Raw genomic sequence first — 18,417 nt, forward strand, 5'->3', positions numbered from 1 at the left:
TTGTCATTCAAAAGGTCTGACGGGGGCGCCCGCTTCTGCAAGCGCCTTACGTGCTTCAGATAAGCTTACTTCGCCAAAGTGAAAGATTGATGCAGCAAGTACGGCATTTGCGCCGCCTTCCAGGATGGCCGGGGCGAGGTCTGCTGCAGAGCCCGCGCCGCCGGAGGCGACAACTGGTACAGTGACCGCAGATGTGACGGCTTTTAGCAGGGGCAGATCAAAACCGGACTTGGTGCCATCCTTGTCCATGGAGGTTAGCAGAATCTCGCCGGCGCCGCGCTTTTCGGCTTCTTTGGCGAACGCGACAGCATCAATTCCCGTCGGTTTGCGCCCGCCATGGGTGAAGATCTCCCATGAAGCACCGCTTTTTCGTGCGTCAATCGCCACCACGACGGCCTGGCTGCCAGCTTTTGCGGCGCACTCAGAGACAACCGCAGGATTTGCGACAGCGGCGGAATTGATCGCGACCTTGTCAGCCCCTGCTCGCAATAGCTGCACCAGATCACCGCTGGAGCGCACGCCCCCGCCTACTGTCAGGGGCATGAAACACTGCTCCGCCGTCCGCCGGACAACGTCCAGCATTGTCCCCCTGCCCTCATGGCTTGCCGTGATGTCGAGAAAGCAGAGCTCATCGGCGCCCTGTTCGTCATAGGCCTTGGCCAGCGCGACCGGATCGCCCGCATCGCGCAGATCGACAAAGTTCACGCCCTTGACCGTACGGCCGTCTTTGACATCGAGGCAGGGAATGATGCGGGTCTTCAGCATTGTATCAGGCCCTGGCTGCTTCGATGGCTGCAGATGGCTCTATGTCGCCATCATAGAGCGCGCGCCCCAGGATCGTGCCTGAAATGGCGCGTTTTCCACCGGCATTCCTGAGCGCCGTGATGTCTGAAACGCTCGCAACCCCGCCGGACGCGATCACGGGAATCGAAACAGCTTCGGCCATCGCATTGGTAAACTCGACATTCACCCCAGTTTTCATGCCATCTCTTGAGATGTCGGTAACCACGAGGCCCGCAACGCCGCAGCCCTCGAAGATTTTCGCCAGATCTACGGCTTTCATGTCCGATGTTTCGGCCCAGCCCTCCACGGCGACATAGCCATCCTTGGCGTCGATACCGACGACGATCTTGCCCGGCAAATCGCCGGCCGCAGCCTTGACGAAGTCAGGGTCGCGTAGCGCGGCGGTGCCGAGGATGACGCGAGAAAGGCCTGCGTCCAGCCAGGCATCGATCTGCGCGCGCGTTCTGATGCCGCCGCCGAGCTGCACAGGCACGTCCGTTGCGGCCAGAATAGCGCGAACCGCTTCGCCATTGGCGCTATCGCCGGCAAAGGCGCCGTCGAGATCGACCACGTGAAGCCGGTCAAAACCCATCGCCGCGAATTTCGCCGCCTGGTCGGCCGGATCAGGATTGAAAGCTGTCGCCTGATCCATCTCGCCGCGCAGAAGCCGGACGCATTGGCCAGCCTTGAGGTCGATCGCGGGATAGAGGTCGAACCGTTCAGTCATACCGGGTCCCATGTCATAAAATTGGCGAGAAGCCTGAGGCCCGTGCGCTGGCTTTTTTCCGGGTGGAATTGTGTGCCGAAGAGATTGTCGCGCGCGATGGCAGCGGTGATCTCTGTGCCGTAGTCAGTGGCGGCAGCGAGATGCCCGCGATCGGACAGCTTCATCGCATAAGAGTGTGTGAAATAGACGTGCGGATCTTCACCCAGACCTGACAGCACCGGGTGATCCTGTAATATTTGCAGGCTATTCCAGCCCATATGAGGAATGGCAAGGCCTGGTGTTGTCCGGATCCGGTCAACCTCTCCGCCAATCCAGCCGAGACCAGGTGTGGCGCCGTCTTCCAGCCCGCGATCGGCAAGCAGCTGCATGCCGACGCAAATGCCGAGGAAGGGTACAGAACGGGCCAGAACCGCCTCTTCAAGCGCTTCCACCATCCCGTCCACGGCGCGCAGACCAGCGGCGCAATCGGCATAGTGGCCGACGCCTGGTAGGACCACGCGGTCTGCCCGCAAGACCGCTTCGGCATCCCCGGTCACGCTTATGTCTACGGGCGTTTCAGACAGGCCGGCGGCCGCGCGCAAGGCACGTTCGGCTGAGTGAAGATTGCCGGAGCCATAGTCTATCAGGGCAAGCGTGGTCATCTCAGCGCGCTCTTAGCGGGGCTGCGGCATCAGGGGAAGGGGCGAAGGCTTGATAAGGTGCGGGCTGTGTCGCAAGGTCGCCGCAACCAAACAAGGAGTGTCCCCACATGCGTCTTGCTATCGCTGCCGCGTCATTATCCCTTCTGACAGCCAGTTTCGCGCTTCCTGCTGCGGCCGATCCAGATACGGACAAGGCGGCGAGCTTCGTCAACCAGCGCCCTGAACTGACAGGAACGATCGCGTCGAAGCTCTGGGACTGGGCCGAAGTTGGCTACCAGGAGACCCAATCGACGAAGCTTCTGCAGGACACGTTGAGCGGGGAAGGCTTTGAGGTGAATGCAGGGGTCGCCGGCATTCCGACGGCATTTGTCGCCGAATATGGCTCGGGTGAGCCGGTCATCGGCATTCTTGCCGAGTTCGACGCCCTGCCGGGGATCAACCAGAGCCAGGCCCCGACACGCGAGCAGGTGGACGGCAAACATGCAGGCCAGGCCTGTGGCCACAACCTTTTCGGCGCCGGTTCGGTTTCCGCCGCCATCGCGATCCGTCACTGGCTTGAGGACACAGGTACAAAAGGGACGATCCGGGTCTATGGCACGCCGGCCGAAGAAGGCGGCAGCGGCAAGGTGTACATGACGCGGGCCGGCCTTTTCGATGATGTCGATATCGCGCTCCATTGGCACCCGGACGACGAGAATTCCGCGGCAGCAAATACGTCGCTGGCCAATCGCTCGGCAAAATTCCGCTTTCATGGCATCTCGGCGCATGCGGCAGGCGCCCCGGAACGTGGCCGCTCGGCGCTGGACGGTGTCGAGGCGTTCAACATGATGGCCAACATGATGCATGAGCACATGCCGCAGGATGCCCGCATGCACTATGTCATCACCGCTGGCGGCAATGCGCCGAACGTGGTGCCGGATTTTGCCGAGGTTTTCTATTATGTCCGCCACCCTGAGGCAGATGGCGTGGACGAAATCTGGGCCCGGCTCGAAAAGGCTGCTGAAGGTGCTGCCATGGGAACCGGGACGACCGTTGATTGGGAAGTCATCCACGGCAACAATCCGCTTCTCGTCAATGAGACGCTGGCGCGAATGATGGACGGGAAACTGCGCGACCTGGGCGGTATCAGCTACACGGCCGAGGAGCAGACCTTTGCTGAAGAGATTGCCACGAGCTTTGAGAACCCGTCGCTTGAGCTTGGCTCGCAGAAGGAGATCCAGCCCTTCGAGATTTCACTTGGTTATGGCTCGACAGATGTGGGCGATGTTTCCTGGGCGGTGCCGACGGTCGGTCTGCGCACGGCGACATGGGTGCCGGGCACCTCGGCTCACAGCTGGCAAGCCGTTGCGGCGAGCGGCATGTCGATCGGCCACAAGGGTGCAGATCTTGCTGCAAAGACGCTGACCGCAGCAGCAATCGAGCTCTATCAGAATGACGATCTGATCGAAGCCGCCTGGGAAGAGTTCGACGACAAGCGCGGGCCGAATTACGAGTACAAGTCTCTCCTCGGAGACCGTGACCCGCCGCTGGACTATCGCAGGTAGTCCGGACAATGTCTGTCAGGGATGCCGGATTTGCACCTGTAGAAGCAGGCATGAAAGACGTGTACGAGCGGCAGGCCGGTTTTTGGCAAAGGCAGCGAAGGCGCGACCTTTATGAACAAAACTGGCTGGATAAGTTTTTGGATGGCTTGCCTGTCGGCGGACGTTTGCTCGATCTCGGTTGCGGAATGGGCGAGCCCATCGGCGCGTATTTTCTGAGGGCCGGTTATGATCTTGTCGGGACGGACTATAGCGAGGCGATGATATCGCTGGCACGTGTCAACCAGCCTCGAGGTAACTGGCAAGTGCGCGACATGCGGCAGTCTTTCGCCGACGGTAACTTCGACGGGATATGCAGCTGGGACGCGTTTTTTCATCTAAGCATCGACGATCAGCGCAATCTTCTGCCACGCCTTTGCAGCCGGGTAAAAGCGGGCGGGGCAATACTCCTAACGGTTGGACCGTCTGAAGGCGAGGTTGGCGGTCACGTTGGCGGCGAACCTGTCTTCCATGCTAGCCTTTCGCCAGAAGAATACAGAGAGATCCTCGGAGCTGGCGGCTTTGCGAACATTGAATTTGTGCCTGAAGATCCGTCGACTGCCGGTCGAAGTGTTCTACTGGGTCGCAGTCGCAGGGTCGGCTGATCAGAGACTACCCTTGGTGCTCGCTGGCTTGCCTTGCAGGCGCTCGTCCGGCGACACCGCCATGCGCAGCGCACGGGCTGTGGCCTTGAAGCAGCTCTCGGCGATGTGGTGGTTGTTTTCGCCATAGAGGTTCTCGACGTGCAGGCACATGCCGCCATTGCCGGAAAGTGCGTGGAAGAACTCCTTGAAGAGCTCGGTGTCGAAATCGCCGATCTTGTCGCGCCGGAACTCCACCTTCCAGATGAGATAAGGCCGCTTGCAGAGATCGATCGAGGCCCGGCTCAGCGTCTCATCCATTGGGATGTAGGCGTGCCCAAACCGCGTAATACCCGCAAAGTCACCCAGCGCCTTCATGATCGCCTGACCGATAACGATGCCCGTATCCTCGACCGTGTGGTGAAAGTCGATGTGCAGGTCGCCCTTCGCCTTCACCGTGAGGTCGATGAAGCTGTGACGCGACAGGGAATCCAGCATGTGATCGAAGAAGCCGACACCTGTGTCGATGTCCGACTTGCCGGTTCCGTCGAGGTCAACGGTTACTGTAATATCGGTCTCGCGGGTGGTGCGCGTGACTGTGGCTGTACGGTTTTTACTCATAATTCGGCCTGATACATCGTCTTATTCGAAAGAGATACAACAGATTCATTCACGGAATTCTAAAGAATTGCGGGCATTGTCATCGTCGGGGCGCACTGGGCGTGCACGCAGACGAGTAGAATTTCTGGCCAATCGATCAAAATTCAACCGCCGTGTGGCGAAGATGAAGTTTGAAGTCGCGTTGCCGCTTTGCGCAGCGCTGATAGCTTTTGTCGTGTCCGTCGGATTCGCTGGAATCTATGTCTACGCCGCCGATGAGCGGGGCGAAGAGCAGTCCGACATTATCGCCGAGCGCCTCGTCCGCACCATCCGGCCAGACCTAGTGTCTGGAGACATTGATCAGGTACGCCAGACCGTCGAGCGGTTTGCCGCTGACCGCGTCGTCCTTCTCGACATGGACGGCAATCTGATTGCTGGAAATAATGACCCGGTCATCCTGAACAAGGGTGAAGTGTATCCGGTGACAAATGCTGGCGTGCCAATCGCGCATCTGGTCTCGCTTCGCCTCAGTTCGGGCGCTCTTCCCATGCCGCTCGCTGCGCTCCTCGCGGCAATTCTGCTGGTGACAGCGATTGCCTTTGCGGTCACAAATTATTTCGCGAAGGTGACCGCCATCCAGGCGCTGTCGATCATTGAAACGGTGGAACGCGTTTCCCAGGGGCTATCATCGCGATCGTCCAAGAGCCTGATCTTTGAAGAGTTCCGAAACCTTCGCGCCGCGACGTTCAAGGCCATTCACAAGTTACGCGCTGAAAACACGCGGCTGACCAATGCAGCCTATACCGATGAGCGAACCGGCCTTGGCAACTCGCTCAGCCTGACGCGGGAATTGACCGAAACGATCTCGAACTCCGCGTTCGAAGACCCGTCCGCCTATATCCTGATAGACGCTGACGCGATTCAGCAGATTTCCGAAAGCGCAGATAGCGCCCTGGGGTCTGCATCCTACGTCTCGATGAGCCGCCGGGTGGCGGAGTTCGTTGCATCGCGCGAGCGCGCCCAAGCGCTGCCGCCGGGTAGCTGGAAAGTCTTCGCGCTCCAGTCTGACGAGTTCGCGATCCTGGTTGACGGTCTTGGCGCGCGGCCAGAAATCATGCGCCTGGTTCGCGAGCTGATCGATACGTTGAACGCACCATACGACCTTTCCGGCAAGAAATTCCGCGTCCCCGCATCGGTCGGCATCGTGATGATCCCTGAGGACGGCCAGTCGCCGGCCGATATCCGCAAGCGCGCAGAGTCGGCCCTTTTCCAGGCGCGGCGAAGCGACAACACGGCTTTTCAATTCTATTCGCCCAAGTTTGACAGGCAGGACGCGGCACGAAAGCGCCTGGAGGCGGAAGTCCGCGCCGCGGTCGAGAACAAACGCTTCATTCCTGTTTTCCAGCCGAAGATCGATCTTCGCACAGGCCGCATTGTGGGCGCCGAGGCGCTTGCGCGCTGGAAGCTCGAAAGCGGGCGCATTGTGTCACCCAATGTGTTCATCCCAGTTGCTGAGGCCACGGGCCTGATCGCTGACATCGGCGCGCAGATCGCCCGCCAGTCATGCCGTGCAGCGGCACGGTGGCACAGGCTCGGTCACACGGGCGTTTCGGTCGCGATCAACGTTTCTCCCCTTCAATTCGAGACCGATGATCTCGGCTCCATGTTCATCAGTGCGATGAGCGAAGCAGGACTGCCGCCAAAGCTTTTGCAGCTGGAGATCACTGAGAGTGTGGCCGTTACGGACCCGGAGCGCCTGAAAGACGTCATCGGGCCGTTGAAATCGATGGGCGTGAAGCTTGCCATCGACGACTTTGGTACGGGTCATTCCAATCTTGCCATGCTCGGACGCCTGCCATTCGACGTCTTCAAGATCGACCGCCAGTTCATTTCCGGCCTGTACACGGACAAGCAGGCGCCGGCGATTGTCGAGATGATCCTCGGCATGGCGGAAACGCTCGGTATGGAAACGGTTGCGGAGGGCGTTGAGTCCGAAGCCCAGGAAGCCTTCCTGCGCCGCCGCGGCTGCGACCAGTATCAGGGCTTCTACTACAGCCCACCTGTGACGCTCGACAAGTTCATCCTGATGCTCGACGAAGACCGGGCCAAAAACACCGCCGCGGCCAGCTAAGACACATTCTCCCTCTTGCGGACAGGCCACTGGTGCGCCACATCACCGGTCGTGACTGAACATAATCAAGAAAAATCACCGCTCTGGCATGGCACGACCATCCTCGCGGTTCGCACCGAGGACCACGTCGTTCTCATGAGTGATGGTCAGGTCTCGATGGGACAGACGGTCATGAAAGGGAATGCGCGCAAGGTCCGCCGGCTTGGTAGCGGCGATATTCTCGCAGGCTTTGCCGGGGCGACGGCCGATGCTTTCACCCTGTTCGAGCGCCTTGAGCAGAAACTTGAACGTTTCCCCAATCAGCTTCAGCGCGCCGCTGTCGAACTCGCCAAGGACTGGCGCACCGAGAAATATCTGCAGAAGCTGGAAGCGCTGCTGATCGTCGCCGACAAGGACGTGACGCTCGTGATTACGGGCGCCGGCGATGTGCTTGAGCCGGAGCATCATGTTGTCGCTGTCGGGTCGGGCGGAAATTATGCCCTGTCGGCTGCGCGGGCGCTTTATGAATACGAGAAGGATGCCGAAACGCTGGGCCGCCGCGCGATGGAGATCGCATCGGATATCTGCGTTTACACGAATAGCAACTTCTCGGTCGAAAAACTGGAACTGAAATCATAATGACTGTTTTCACCCCCAAGGAAATCGTGTCCGAGCTGGACCGTCACATTGTTGGCCAGGGCGATGCCAAACGCGCTGTCGCCCTCGCGCTGCGTAACCGCTGGCGCCGCAAGCAGGCCCCCGAAGAGCTGCGCGACGAGATCACGCCGAAGAACATCCTGATGATCGGCCCGACGGGTGTCGGTAAGACCGAGGTTTCGCGCCGGCTCGCCAAGCTTGCCAATGCGCCATTCCTCAAGGTCGAGGCGACCAAGTTTACCGAAGTTGGCTATGTCGGGCGCGACGTTGAGCAGATCATTCGCGATCTTGTGGAATCGGCCGTCGGCATGGTCAGGGATCAGCGCCGCAAGACGGTAGAGGACCAGGCCCGTGAAGCCGCCGAAAAACGTCTCCTTGATTCTCTTGTTGGCGAAGACGCGCAGTCATCGACGCGCGAAGTGTTCCGCCGCAAGCTTCGCGATGGCGAGCTTGATGACAAGGATATCGATATTGAACTCGCTGACACCAGCAATCCAATGCCGATGATGGACATGCCCGGAGCCGGCGGGTCCATGGGCATGGTCAATCTTGGTGATCTGCTCGGAAAAGCGATGGGCGGGCGCACCAAGCGCGTGAAGACCACCGTCCGGGATGCCTACAAACCGCTTATCGCCGAAGAGGCAGACAAGCTGATCGACGAAGAAAGCGTGACGCGCGAAGCCGTTCGTATTGTCGAATCTGACGGTATCGTATTCCTGGATGAGATCGACAAGGTTGCCGGGTCCAGTGGCCGTAGCGGCGCGGATGTCAGCCGTGAAGGCGTCCAGCGCGACCTTCTCCCGCTCATTGAAGGGACAACTGTGTCGACAAAGCGTGGGCCAGTGCGCACAGACCACATCCTGTTTATTGCCTCAGGCGCGTTCCACGTTTCGAAACCGTCTGATCTGTTGCCGGAACTTCAGGGCCGCTTGCCAATCCGGGTGGAGCTGAAAGCGCTGTCGCGGGACGATATGCGCCGAATCCTGGTTGAGCCAGAAGCCTCGCTCATCAAGCAGCATGAAGCGCTGATGCAGTCCGAAGGCGTCACGCTGGTCTTTGAGGACGCCGCTATAGATGCGCTTGCGGATATTGCCGTTCGCGTGAACGATTCCGTCGAGAATATCGGGGCGCGCCGCCTTCAGACTGTTCTGGAGCGTCTGCTTGATGAGATAAGTTTCACGGCACCTGACCGGTCCGGGGAAACCGTGACGATTTCGGCTGACTATGTCGAAGCGCAGCTGGCTGACCTTGCCGGTAATACCGACCTGTCGAAATTCATTCTTTAGTCGCGGTGGCTGTGCGCCGGACCGGCATGTGTTTCTTGCCCCAGTCACGGAATGCAACAAGGGCGGGGCCGAACTCCTCGCCTTTTTCGGTCAGCACATATTCGTATCGCTTCGGGCGGTCCTGATAGGGGCGCCGCTCAAGCACGCCGGCGGTCACAAGACGTTTCAGCCTTGAAGAAAGGATGTGCCGCGTCGCGCCTGTCGTTTCGGCAAATTCCTCGAATTTCGACCGTCCCAAAAAGCAATCACGCAGGATGAGCAGCGTCCACCGATCCCCCACAAGTGTGAGGGTTCGAGCCACCGGGCACCAGTTTTCGTCAAGATCGGTCCATTTCATGATGACAAGTCATAATATGATTTGCTAAAGTTCCAAAATGGAACGTACACATGACTAAACAAGCGGCGATAATTATAGGGGCCGGTGACGCGACGGGCGGCGCAATTGCCCGAAGATTTGCCAGGGAAGGCTTCACATCGGTCTGCGTTCGGCGCACTGAGGAAGCGGCCGCGCCCCTCGTCGCCGAAATCAAAGCGTCTGGCCGACAAGCCCTCGCCGTTGGGTGTGATGCCCGCGACGAAGAGCAGATGATCGCCCTCTTTGACCGCATCGAGAAGGATGTTGGGCCAGTAGAGGTCGCTGTTTTCAACATCGGAGCAAATGTCCGCTTTCCGATCACGGAAACCACAGCGCGCGTTTACCGCAAGGTCTGGGAAATGGCGGCCTTTGCCGGCTTCCTGACAGGGCGGGAGGCGGCTCGCGTGATGAGCCCGCGCGAAGCAGGAACGATTATTTTCACCGGTGCCACCGCATCAATGCGCGGCGGCGCTGGGTTTTCCGCGTTCGCCAGCGCAAAATTTGCCCTTCGCGCGCTGGCCCAGTCGATGGCGCGGGAGCTGGGGCCGAAAGGCATCCATGTCGCCCACACCGTCATTGATGGGGCGATTGATACCGCCTTCATTCGCGATAATTTTCCAGATCGTTACAAGCTGAAGGATGAGGACGGTATCCTGAATCCGGACGCGATCGCGGATGCCTACTGGATGCTTCACAACCAGGAACGCAGCGCCTGGACCCATGAGCTCGACCTGCGCCCATGGATGGAAAATTTCTGACCTGAAACAGATTGGAGCCGCATATGGCAAAGCCCCTCGAATTCTTTTTCGACTTCATCAGCCCCTTTTCATATGTGGCCTTTCATGCCTTGCCATCCGAGCTCGGCGATCTGGCCGCGCGCACGCAGTTCAAGCCGATGTTCCTCGGGGCTGTCATGCAGACGACGGGTAACCGCCCCCCGGGCCTGGTCCCTGCCAAGGGAGCCTATATGTCAGTGGACCTTGGACGCTGTACCCGACGCTACGGCATTCCGTTCAGGCTCAATCCCTACTTTCCGATGATGAATACCCGGCCCATGCTGCGGGCAGCGATTGGCCTCGCCGACACGCCGGACGAGCAGAAGCGATTTATCGAGACCGTGTTTCATCATGTCTGGGCGGCGCCGACACCGCTGAAAACGGATGATACAGATCAGGTTCGTGACATGTGTACAGACGCCGGATTTGACGCAGACCAGATCCTCGCCCTGGCGGAGTCAGACGAGACGAAAGCCGGCCTGAAAGCCAACACTGACGGCGCTATCGAGCGCGGCGCCTTTGGCGCACCGACCTTTTTCGTGGGGGAAGATATGTTCTTCGGTCACGATAGATTGGACTACGCCAAGGAGGCGCTGGAGCAGGCCTGAAATTTAATATGAAAAAAATTGGAACGGTTTTGGCGCGGTCCGCATAGGACAGGTGAAGCATTAATTCTCCAGCTTCGATGACACCACTTTAACCGGCGCCTCCCGCGTCGGTTATTTTTTTGCCAGCGAGCCCGATGCCTGCAGCATCAGCGCCTGGCTGATGACAGCTTTCACCATATCCGGCCGGAAGGGTTTGGCGATCAGAAAGGCGGGTTCACCCTGCACGCCTTTGAGCAGACGCTGGGGATATGCGGTAATGAAGATAACCGGAATCCCGAGCGCGGCCGTTATCTCAGCGGCGGCGTCCGCGCCGGATGAACCGTCAGCAAGCTGGACATCGGCGAGCAAAAGCGATGGGGGATTGGCAAGACACGCTTCGACCGCATCCTTATGGGTTATGGCCTGACCAATAACGCGATGACCCATCTGAGTCGCAATCTGGGCGATATGGGCTGCGACAAGCGGCTCATCTTCCATCACGAAGACGTCCGTGGCGAGCGAGGATGTAAGCTCGTCTTCAGCCTCGGCAATATAATCCGATAGCGTATCTTCACCGACACCCATGATCGATGCAGCATCCGTTGGGGCAAACCCCTCCATCGCTGTCAGGAGCAGCGCCCGCCGCGCAACAGAGGAGAGCGCATGAGCGGTGTTGGTTTCGGAGCCGCCATCGACATCGGACACTTTGCCATCGAGCATGGCGAATAGTCGAATGCGATCAATGGGTTCGTCATTGGCGGAAAACAGGTCGGATATGACGCCTTCGACCAGGCCGTCTCCATGCTCGCTGCTACCGGTTACGGCGCGTGCGTAACGGCGAAGGTAGGGCAGCTCTTGTTCAAGTTGCTCTGCAACACCCATTCATTTTCCAGCCTTCTGCAGGCGCGATTTTTTCTATCGCACAATTCTTATTGTCTTCGCACAATAACCTGCAGTTGGGATGGTAAATTAATAGGTAATTCCAGCGGATTTCGCGAGGGTCTCGTAGGCGACATCCGGGCGGGGTCCGTAATGAGAGATCACTTCGGCCGCTGCGAGATGGCCAAGTTTTGCGCAGAGCGCCAAGGGCAATTCACGCGACAGGCCTAACAGGAAGCCGGCAGCATACTGGTCGCCAGCGCCGGTGGTATCGACCACTTTATCGACTGGCTCGGCAGGAATGCTGATCGGCTCGCCGTCGCCGATGACAACGGAGCCTTTTTCTGACCGTGTGACGGCAGCGAGTGCCGTATCGGAACGCAGTTTGTCGACAGCAGTGTCAAAGTCATCGGTCTGATAAAGCGAGAGAAGCTCGTCTTCATTGGCAAACAGGATATCGACGTGATTGCGGATCAGGTGAAGGAAACTCTCGCGGTGGCGCTCAACGCAGAAGCTGTCGGAAAGTGTAAGGGCGACGCGCCGTCCTGCAGCCTTTGCAATCTCGGAGGCGTGAATGAACGCTTCCTTGGCCGCTTCTTCGTCGAACAGGTAGCCTTCAAGGTACAAGATGGCACCGGCTTTCACGACGTCAGCCTGGACATCGTCAGGTCCGAACAGAACCGATGCGCCGAGATAGGTGTTCATGCTGCGGGCACCGTCCGGGGTCACAAAGATGATGGAGCGTGCCGTGGCGGGCCCGTCTTCGAGCGGCGGTGTGTCGAACGGAATTCCGCTTGCATTCATGTCCCGGCGGAAGACAGCGCCGAGGGGATCATCGAAAACCTTGCCGATATAGGCGGCGGACCCGCCAAAGCTCGCGACGCCGACAATGGTATTCGCGCCCGAGCCACCTGAAAGCTGCTTGGCGTCCGGGGCGGCAGCGGTAAGCGCGTCGGCGCGGGCCTCGTCGATCAGCGTCATGCCATTCTTGCGGATATTGAAGCGATCAAGGAAGCTGTCCTCAACCGGTGCAATTATGTCGACAATCGCATTGCCCAGTCCGACGACGTCATAAAGAATTTCAGCCACATCAACCTCTTCCAGTCAGCTCAGGGGGGATTTGCAGACCTCGCCGGTGGACGCAAGCACAGGTCGCAGGTTTGTCGCAGCGGTGCGCATCGACAATCTGTTTGCCCGGCCGCGCCCAGCAGTCCTCGAGGGCTAGACCTTTACGCCGCCTTTTTCCGCATCAGCGAGGAAAGCGGCGAGACCCTTGTCGGTGAGCGGGTGGTTGACGAGGCCCTTCAGCACGTTTGGCGGCACGGTTGCGACGTCGGCGCCGGCAAGGGCCGACAGCTTCACATGGTTTGCGCTGCGGATAGATGCGGCGAGGATTTCGGTCTCGAACATGTAGTTGTCATAGATCGTCCGGATGTCCTCGATCAGCTCCATGCCGTCGACATTGATATCGTCCAGGCGCCCGATGAAAGGCGAGATATAGGCGGCGCCGGCTTTTGCGGCGAGCAGGGCCTGATTGGCAGAGAAGCAGAGCGTCACATTGACCGCTGTGCCCGCATCGGCGAGCGTGCGGCAGGCGCGCAAGCCATCCATGGTCAGCGGTAGCTTTACAGCGACGTTCGACGCGATCGCCTGAAGCTTCTTGCCTTCGCTGATCATGGTCTCGTAATCGGTTGCCACGACCTCGGCGCTGACATGGCCGTCCGTCAGGCCACAGATTTCCTCAATCACTTCAGCAAAGTTTCGGCCTGATTTTGCAATGAGAGACGGATTGGTCGTTACGCCGTCGATGAGACCTGTTGCGGCAAGGTCCTTGATCTCGGCAGTGTCTGCGGTGTCGACGAAGAATTTCATGTGCAGGTCTCCTTTAGACGTTTGTCAGCTGCCTGAAATAGGCGATGGTTTTGTCCAGGCCGTCGCGAAGCTTCACCGTCGGCTCCCAGCCAAGCGTTTGCTTGGCGCGGGTGATATCGGGCTGGCGCTGGCGTGGATCATCCTGCGGCAGCGGTTTGTGAACAAGTGTCGAGCCGGTCCCCGTCAACTCAATTACGAGTTCTGCCAGCTCCCGAATTGTAAACTCGACCGGATTACCAAGATTGATCGGCCCGGTCACATCGGGACCGGTTTGCATCAACGCCAACAGCCCATCAACGAGATCGTCAACGAAGCAGAAGCTTCGTGTCTGCTTTCCGTCGCCGTAAAGCGTGATGTCATCGCCGCGCAGGGCCTGCATGATGAAGTTTGAAACCACACGGCCGTCGTTCGGATGCATCCGCGGGCCATAGGTATTGAAAATCCGGGCGACCTTGATCTCGGTCCCATGCTGGCGGTGATAGTCGAAGAACAGCGTTTCGGCGCAGCGCTTGCCCTCATCATAGCAGGAACGCGGCCCGATCGGGTTCACATTGCCCCAATACTCCTCGCGCTGCGGATGAACCTCGGGGTCGCCATACACTTCAGACGTCGAAGCCTGGAGGATTTTCGCCCTGACGCGCTTGGCGAGGCCGAGGACGTTGATCGCGCCATGCACGCTGGTCTTGGTGGTCTGGACGGGGTCGAACTGGTAGTGAACCGGACTTGCTGGGCAGGCGAGATTGTAGATCTGGTCCACCTCGACGAAGAGCGGGAAGGTCACGTCGTGGCGCATCAGCTCAAAGCGCGGATTGTCCAGCAAATGAGCCACATTTGACCGCGTGCCGGTAAAGAAATTATCGACGCAAAGCACCTCTGCGCCCTGGTCCAGCAGGCGTTCACAGAGGAAGGAGCCGATGAAGCCGGCACCACCTGTGACAAGGATGCGGGGGGCGAGATGCATGCGCGCTATGGCCGCCCGACGCTGATATATTTGAAGCCGCGCTTCGCCATGTCTTCCGGTGAGTAGATGTTGCGGAGATCAACCACGATGTCGGTGTTCAGTGCGTCCTTGACCCGGTCGAGATCAAGCGCGCGGAACTGGTCCCATTCAGTGATGATGACCATGGCATCGGCCCCGTCGATCGCGCCATAGGCATTCTCGGCATAGTCGAGACCAGTCATCAGCTTCTGCGCTTCATGCATGCTTTCCGGGTCGTAGGCTCTCACCGCCGCGCCCGCTTCGATCAGCGCCGGAATGATGTCGAGCGATGGGGCATCGCGCATGTCGTCCGTATTCGGCTTGAAAGCGAGGCCAAGGATGCCGATCGTCTTGCCTTTGACGTCGCCGCCCATCGCCTTGATGATCTTGTCCGCCATGGCTTTCTTGCGGGCGGCATTGACCTCAACCACCGTGTCGACGATGCGAACCGGCGTCTTGTAATCATTCGCCGTCTTGGTCAGGGCCAGCGTATCTTTCGGGAAGCAGGAGCCGCCATAACCGGGCCCGGCATTCAGGAATTTGCGTCCAATCCGGCCATCAAGACCAATACCGCGGGAGACTTCCTGAACATTCGCGCCAACCGCCTCGCAGAGGTCTGCCATTTCGTTGATGAAGGTGATCTTCACAGCGAGGAAAGCGTTGGCGGCGTATTTGATCAGCTCTGAGGTGCGCCGGCTGGTGAACAGGATTGGAGTCTCATTGAGGAAGAGCGGGCGGTAAAGTTCCCGCATCACCTCACGGGCGCGCTCGTTTTCGGTGCCGACGACAACCCGGTCCGGAATCTTGAAGTCCTTGATGGCGGCGCCTTCGCGCAGGAATTCCGGATTGGAAACCACAGCAAAGTCGGCATCCGACCTGGTTTTCTGGATGATGGCCTCGACTTCATCGCCCGTGCCAACAGGGACGGTCGACTTGGTGACGACAACAGTGAAGCCATCCATCAGCGATGCAATCTCTTCGGCAGCCGCATAGACGTATGACAGGTCTGCATGGCCGTCACCGCGCCGGCTTGGTGTCCCGACCGCGATGAAAACAGCATCCGCTTGCGCGATGGCGTCCTCGGCTTCGGTGGTGAAGTGAAGACGTCCAGCGCTGACATTCTGAGCGACAAGATCATCAAGGCCCGGCTCGTATATCGGGATCTCGCCTTTCTTCAGGCGCTCAATCTTTGCCGCATCTTTGTCAACGCATGTGACGACATGGCCGAAATCGGCGAAACACGCCCCACTCACCAGGCCCACATAGCCTGTTCCAATCATCGCCACGTGCATGGAATTCGTCCTGTTTTAGTCAACGCCTTCGAAGTGCCCGGAGGGGTGCGATTTTTATGCTGAAAGGTCAAGAGCGGTGGGCAGGGCGAACAGGGTGAAATTTCATCGATTTGCCTAATCAGGGATTATTCCGTCCGGGCGCATAATTGATGCCTTATATGGCCGTAGCTGGGCCAGACAGGATAAAATCGTGTTCTGGACAACGTATCTTCCTATTCTTGTCGCGCAGGTGCTATTTGCCCTCGTCTATCTCGGCTGGCCGATTCTGAAAAAGGTCGGGACCTGGACGGGCCGTAAGCTGGCAAATGCGATGCCTGCCGAGCGCGCCGGCGAAGAGCTGCGTTTCGAGTCCCGGGCCCGGGCCGGTATGGAGCGGGACTGGGGTCCGTATTCAGCGCGATTTGCAAGAGCGTTTTCGGACGCCTCGAGCAAGACGCGGTCATCTTCGCCGCCGCCCCCTCCTCCTCCGCCTCCGGTTCCACCGCCGCCAGACACACCGCGAAAGGCGCACCTTCGGACGCTGGGGCTGTCCGGGCAGCCGGATGCGAAAGCGCTGCGTTCAACCTACCGGAAGCTTGCCAAGAAATTTCACCCTGACCAGTTTGCGTCGTCTGCACATTCCGACACGGCCCGTCGCAAAGCGAGCGCACGCATGAGCGCCATCAATGAAGCCTATGACTGGTTGGTGCAAAACACTTGAGGGTTAGAAGCCAACGGTTGATGTAAAGGGTATTGGGAGCTGCCGGATGACCCGATTTATCGCGATAGTGGTTGCGATCTTCGCTGTCTGGCTATTTGTCGGCGAAGGACATGGCCAAGAATGCCTGCAAGCTGATGCCTCGACTGCGAAACAGATTGCCGAGATGCGCGCACAAGCGGGCGAATGTGCCATCCGATGCAAGGGGTGCGGGTGCAAGGGAGGGCCCGGGTATCGAAACCCTGCCACAGATCAGTGTGTTGGGTGGCGTGATCTCAATTCACAATGTGGGCCCCCGCCGCACAACAAGTGTCACAGGGAATGCAGACCCACAATTGAAGCCTGCGAGGTCGAGCTTCAGAAGACGCTTCGCTCTAGCGGTCGATCACGGCCGGACAGCTAGATTTCCTGATTGTAGTCCCCAACCTCAGGGTGTTTTCCGAGGCGAGGTTTTACTTCCTTGTGGAAGAGGTCTCGCATGTCATCCTCGGACTGAAGGCTTTCGACCACGACGACCAGCTCCGGCTTGTTTGACGATGCCCGGACCAGCACCCAGGAGCCGTCGTCTAGCGTGACGCGCGCGCCGTTCACCGTATTTACGTCAACGACTTTGCGGCCGAGGATCTCGCCACCCGCCATGCCTTCATATTCAGCGACCATCTTGTCCACGATGCCGTATTTCAGCTCATCATCGCAGTGCGGCGACATGGTGAGAGACGTGTAAGCGACGCCCAGTTCCGACTTGAGGTCCGCCATTGTCTTGTCGGGATTGCGGTCCAGCATCTGCAGGATCGCGCCGGCGGCGACGATGCCATCATCATAGCCAAGGCCGATGGGTGGGCGGAAGAAGAAGTGGCCCGATTTCTCGAAACCGGCGAGCGCGCCAAGGTCGGTTGTGCGCCTTTTGATGTAGGAATGGCCGGTCTTGTAATAATCGACGCTTGATCCATTCTCTTTTAGAACGGGGTCGGTCTTGTAAAGGCCTGTGGACTTCACATCGACAACGAAATTCGCGCCCGGATGCACTCTGGACAGGTCTCGGGCAAGCATCAGACCGATCTTGTCAGCAAAGATTTCCTCGCCCGTATTGTCGACAACGCCGCAGCGGTCGCCATCGCCGTCGAAACCAAGCGCAACGTCTGCGCCGAGGTCCTTCACGGCCTTGGCCATGGCGTGCAGCATTTCGCTGTCTTCGGGGTTTGGATTGTATTTCGGAAATGTGTTGTCGAGATCGCAGTCCATCTCCACCACTTCAGCGCCCATGGCCCGCAGCGCGTCCGGGGCAAACGCGCCCGCCGTGCCGTTTCCGCAGGCCGCGATGACCTTGATCTTGCGCTTCAGCTGGACGCCCTCGGACACCGATTGAATGTACTTCTCGCGCATATCGTCGACGCGGTAGCTGCCGCCGCCCGCGCGGGGCTGGAAGTCGCCATTGAGCACAATCTCTTTCAAGCGGCCCATTTCCTCCGGACCGAAGGTGAGCGGTTTGTTCGCGCCCATTTTCACGCCGGTCCAGCCGTTTTCATTATGGCTCGCGGTGACCATGGCGCAGCAGTCGGCCTCAAGCTCGAACTGCGACCAGTAAACCATCGGAGAGAGTGCAAGGCCGACATCGAGCACCTCGCATCCGCCTGCGACGAGGCCGAGTTTCAGGGCATTCTTGATCGACAGCGAGATTGACCGGTAGTCATGGCCGGTGACGACCTTTGGCGTCACGCCCAGCTCATGAAATAGCGTCGCCATGCCAAGACCGAGCGCCTCGACGCCGAGCAGATTTAGCTCGGGCGGTTTCTCGTGGCCGGGAACGCCGAACCACCACCGGGCATCATATTCGCGAAATCCGGTCGGCTTCACCAGCGGCAGGGTTTCAAACTCAATTGAATTCGGGGCGATATCGGCGCGCGGCTTCGGCATCATAGGCCGGGTCTCCTGTGACTACATCATAGCACGATCTTACTGACGTTATTGTGAACGATAAGCAAGGCGTACGCGCTTGCCGGCATGTGCGTCTGGCC

General features: G+C 59.0%; 19 protein-coding genes. 8 read left to right on the top strand and 11 right to left on the bottom strand.

Translation table 11 applies throughout. The annotated features are described in order from the left end of the window. Window positions 1-3: 3 nt before the first annotated feature. From hisF to hisH, 3 genes are read right to left on the bottom strand one after another with little or no spacing between them, the layout of a single operon-like run. Window positions 4-765: an imidazole glycerol phosphate synthase subunit HisF gene (gene hisF, locus WNY37_RS01980; RefSeq protein ID WP_342971776.1), complete on the bottom strand. Its 762-nt coding sequence runs from the start codon at window positions 763-765 to the stop codon at window positions 4-6. Window positions 766-769: 4 nt separating this feature from the next. Further along, window positions 770-1,510 (bottom strand): 1-(5-phosphoribosyl)-5-[(5-phosphoribosylamino)methylideneamino]imidazole-4-carboxamide isomerase, encoded by a 741-nt coding sequence (gene hisA, locus WNY37_RS01985; protein WP_342971777.1) that lies wholly within the window; start codon window positions 1,508-1,510, stop codon window positions 770-772. After that, entirely contained in the window at window positions 1,507-2,151 is a 645-nt protein-coding gene (hisH, locus tag WNY37_RS01990; protein WP_342971778.1) for an imidazole glycerol phosphate synthase subunit HisH, read from the bottom strand. The genes hisA and hisH overlap by 4 nt, the downstream gene beginning before the upstream one ends. 107 nt (window positions 2,152-2,258) lie before the next feature. On the opposite strand from hisH, the gene WNY37_RS01995 reads away from it, so the two are divergent. Together WNY37_RS01995 and WNY37_RS02000 are read left to right on the top strand one after the other, a co-directional pair. Further along, on the top strand, window positions 2,259-3,695 hold the full coding sequence (locus WNY37_RS01995) for an amidohydrolase (protein ID WP_342971779.1): 1,437 nt from the start codon (window positions 2,259-2,261) through the stop codon (window positions 3,693-3,695). 50 nt (window positions 3,696-3,745) lie between these two features. Beyond that, a complete protein-coding gene (locus tag WNY37_RS02000) occupies window positions 3,746-4,336 on the top strand; it encodes a class I SAM-dependent methyltransferase (protein ID WP_342971780.1) in 591 nt (196 codons plus the stop codon). On the opposite strand, the gene hisB is transcribed toward WNY37_RS02000, so the two are convergent. Continuing rightward, complete coding sequence (gene hisB, locus WNY37_RS02005; RefSeq protein ID WP_342971781.1) at window positions 4,337-4,933, bottom strand: imidazoleglycerol-phosphate dehydratase HisB; 597 nt, start codon at window positions 4,931-4,933, stop codon at window positions 4,337-4,339. 163 nt (window positions 4,934-5,096) lie between these two features. Between hisB and WNY37_RS02010 the strand changes: the two genes are divergently transcribed. Genes WNY37_RS02010 through hslU form a run of 3 tightly spaced genes read left to right on the top strand, consistent with a single transcriptional unit; the run spans window position 5,097 to window position 8,965 of the window. Next, complete coding sequence (locus WNY37_RS02010) at window positions 5,097-7,043, top strand: bifunctional diguanylate cyclase/phosphodiesterase (RefSeq protein ID WP_342971782.1); 1,947 nt, start codon at window positions 5,097-5,099, stop codon at window positions 7,041-7,043. Between the two features lie 51 nt (window positions 7,044-7,094). Continuing rightward, entirely contained in the window at window positions 7,095-7,661 is a 567-nt protein-coding gene (gene hslV / locus WNY37_RS02015; protein ID WP_342971783.1) for an ATP-dependent protease subunit HslV, read from the top strand. Beyond that, a complete protein-coding gene (gene hslU / locus WNY37_RS02020; protein ID WP_342971784.1) occupies window positions 7,661-8,965 on the top strand; it encodes an ATP-dependent protease ATPase subunit HslU in 1,305 nt (434 codons plus the stop codon). Before hslV ends, hslU begins: the two co-directional genes overlap by 1 nt. Here hslU and WNY37_RS02025 read toward each other — a convergent pair. Continuing rightward, entirely contained in the window at window positions 8,955-9,302 is a 348-nt protein-coding gene (locus tag WNY37_RS02025; RefSeq protein WP_342971785.1) for a helix-turn-helix domain-containing protein, read from the bottom strand. The two genes, hslU and WNY37_RS02025, sit on opposite strands and share 11 nt — an antisense overlap. Window positions 9,303-9,352: 50 nt before the next feature. On the opposite strand from WNY37_RS02025, the gene WNY37_RS02030 reads away from it, so the two are divergent. Next, on the top strand, window positions 9,353-10,078 hold the full coding sequence (locus tag WNY37_RS02030) for an SDR family oxidoreductase (RefSeq protein WP_342971786.1): 726 nt from the start codon (window positions 9,353-9,355) through the stop codon (window positions 10,076-10,078). Between the two features lie 23 nt (window positions 10,079-10,101). Continuing rightward, entirely contained in the window at window positions 10,102-10,704 is a 603-nt protein-coding gene (locus tag WNY37_RS02035) for a 2-hydroxychromene-2-carboxylate isomerase (protein ID WP_342971787.1), read from the top strand. Window positions 10,705-10,815: 111 nt separating this feature from the next. Here WNY37_RS02035 and WNY37_RS02040 read toward each other — a convergent pair whose 3' ends face one another. The 5 genes from WNY37_RS02040 to WNY37_RS02060 all read right to left on the bottom strand — a co-directional run bounded on the left by WNY37_RS02040 (window position 10,816) and on the right by WNY37_RS02060 (window position 15,705). Beyond that, window positions 10,816-11,565 carry a response regulator gene (locus WNY37_RS02040; protein ID WP_342971788.1) on the bottom strand — a complete coding sequence of 250 codons (750 nt, stop codon included), beginning with the start codon at window positions 11,563-11,565 and terminating at the stop codon, window positions 10,816-10,818. A gap of 87 nt (window positions 11,566-11,652) precedes the next feature. Next, a complete protein-coding gene (locus WNY37_RS02045; RefSeq protein ID WP_342971789.1) occupies window positions 11,653-12,651 on the bottom strand; it encodes an adenosine kinase in 999 nt (332 codons plus the stop codon). 132 nt (window positions 12,652-12,783) lie between these two features. After that, complete coding sequence (gene fsa, locus WNY37_RS02050; protein ID WP_342971790.1) at window positions 12,784-13,434, bottom strand: fructose-6-phosphate aldolase; 651 nt, start codon at window positions 13,432-13,434, stop codon at window positions 12,784-12,786. A 13-nt stretch (window positions 13,435-13,447) separates the two neighbouring features. Beyond that, a complete protein-coding gene (locus tag WNY37_RS02055) occupies window positions 13,448-14,395 on the bottom strand; it encodes a UDP-glucuronic acid decarboxylase family protein (RefSeq protein ID WP_342971791.1) in 948 nt (315 codons plus the stop codon). Between the two features lie 5 nt (window positions 14,396-14,400). Continuing rightward, window positions 14,401-15,705 (bottom strand): UDP-glucose/GDP-mannose dehydrogenase family protein, encoded by a 1,305-nt coding sequence (locus WNY37_RS02060; protein WP_342971792.1) that lies wholly within the window; start codon window positions 15,703-15,705, stop codon window positions 14,401-14,403. A gap of 190 nt (window positions 15,706-15,895) precedes the next feature. Between WNY37_RS02060 and WNY37_RS02065 the strand changes: the two genes are divergently transcribed. After that, window positions 15,896-16,405, top strand: coding sequence for a J domain-containing protein (locus tag WNY37_RS02065; RefSeq protein WP_342971793.1), 510 nt, complete (start codon window positions 15,896-15,898; stop codon window positions 16,403-16,405). A 396-nt stretch (window positions 16,406-16,801) separates the two neighbouring features. Here the strand turns inward: WNY37_RS02065 and WNY37_RS02070 are convergent, their stop codons facing one another. After that, on the bottom strand, window positions 16,802-18,316 hold the full coding sequence (locus WNY37_RS02070; protein WP_342974863.1) for a phosphomannomutase/phosphoglucomutase: 1,515 nt from the start codon (window positions 18,314-18,316) through the stop codon (window positions 16,802-16,804). Window positions 18,317-18,417: the final 101 nt, after the last annotated feature.

The sequence above is a fragment of the Henriciella sp. AS95 genome, from assembly GCF_038900055.1.
Taxonomy (GTDB): Bacteria; Pseudomonadota; Alphaproteobacteria; order Caulobacterales; family Hyphomonadaceae; genus Henriciella.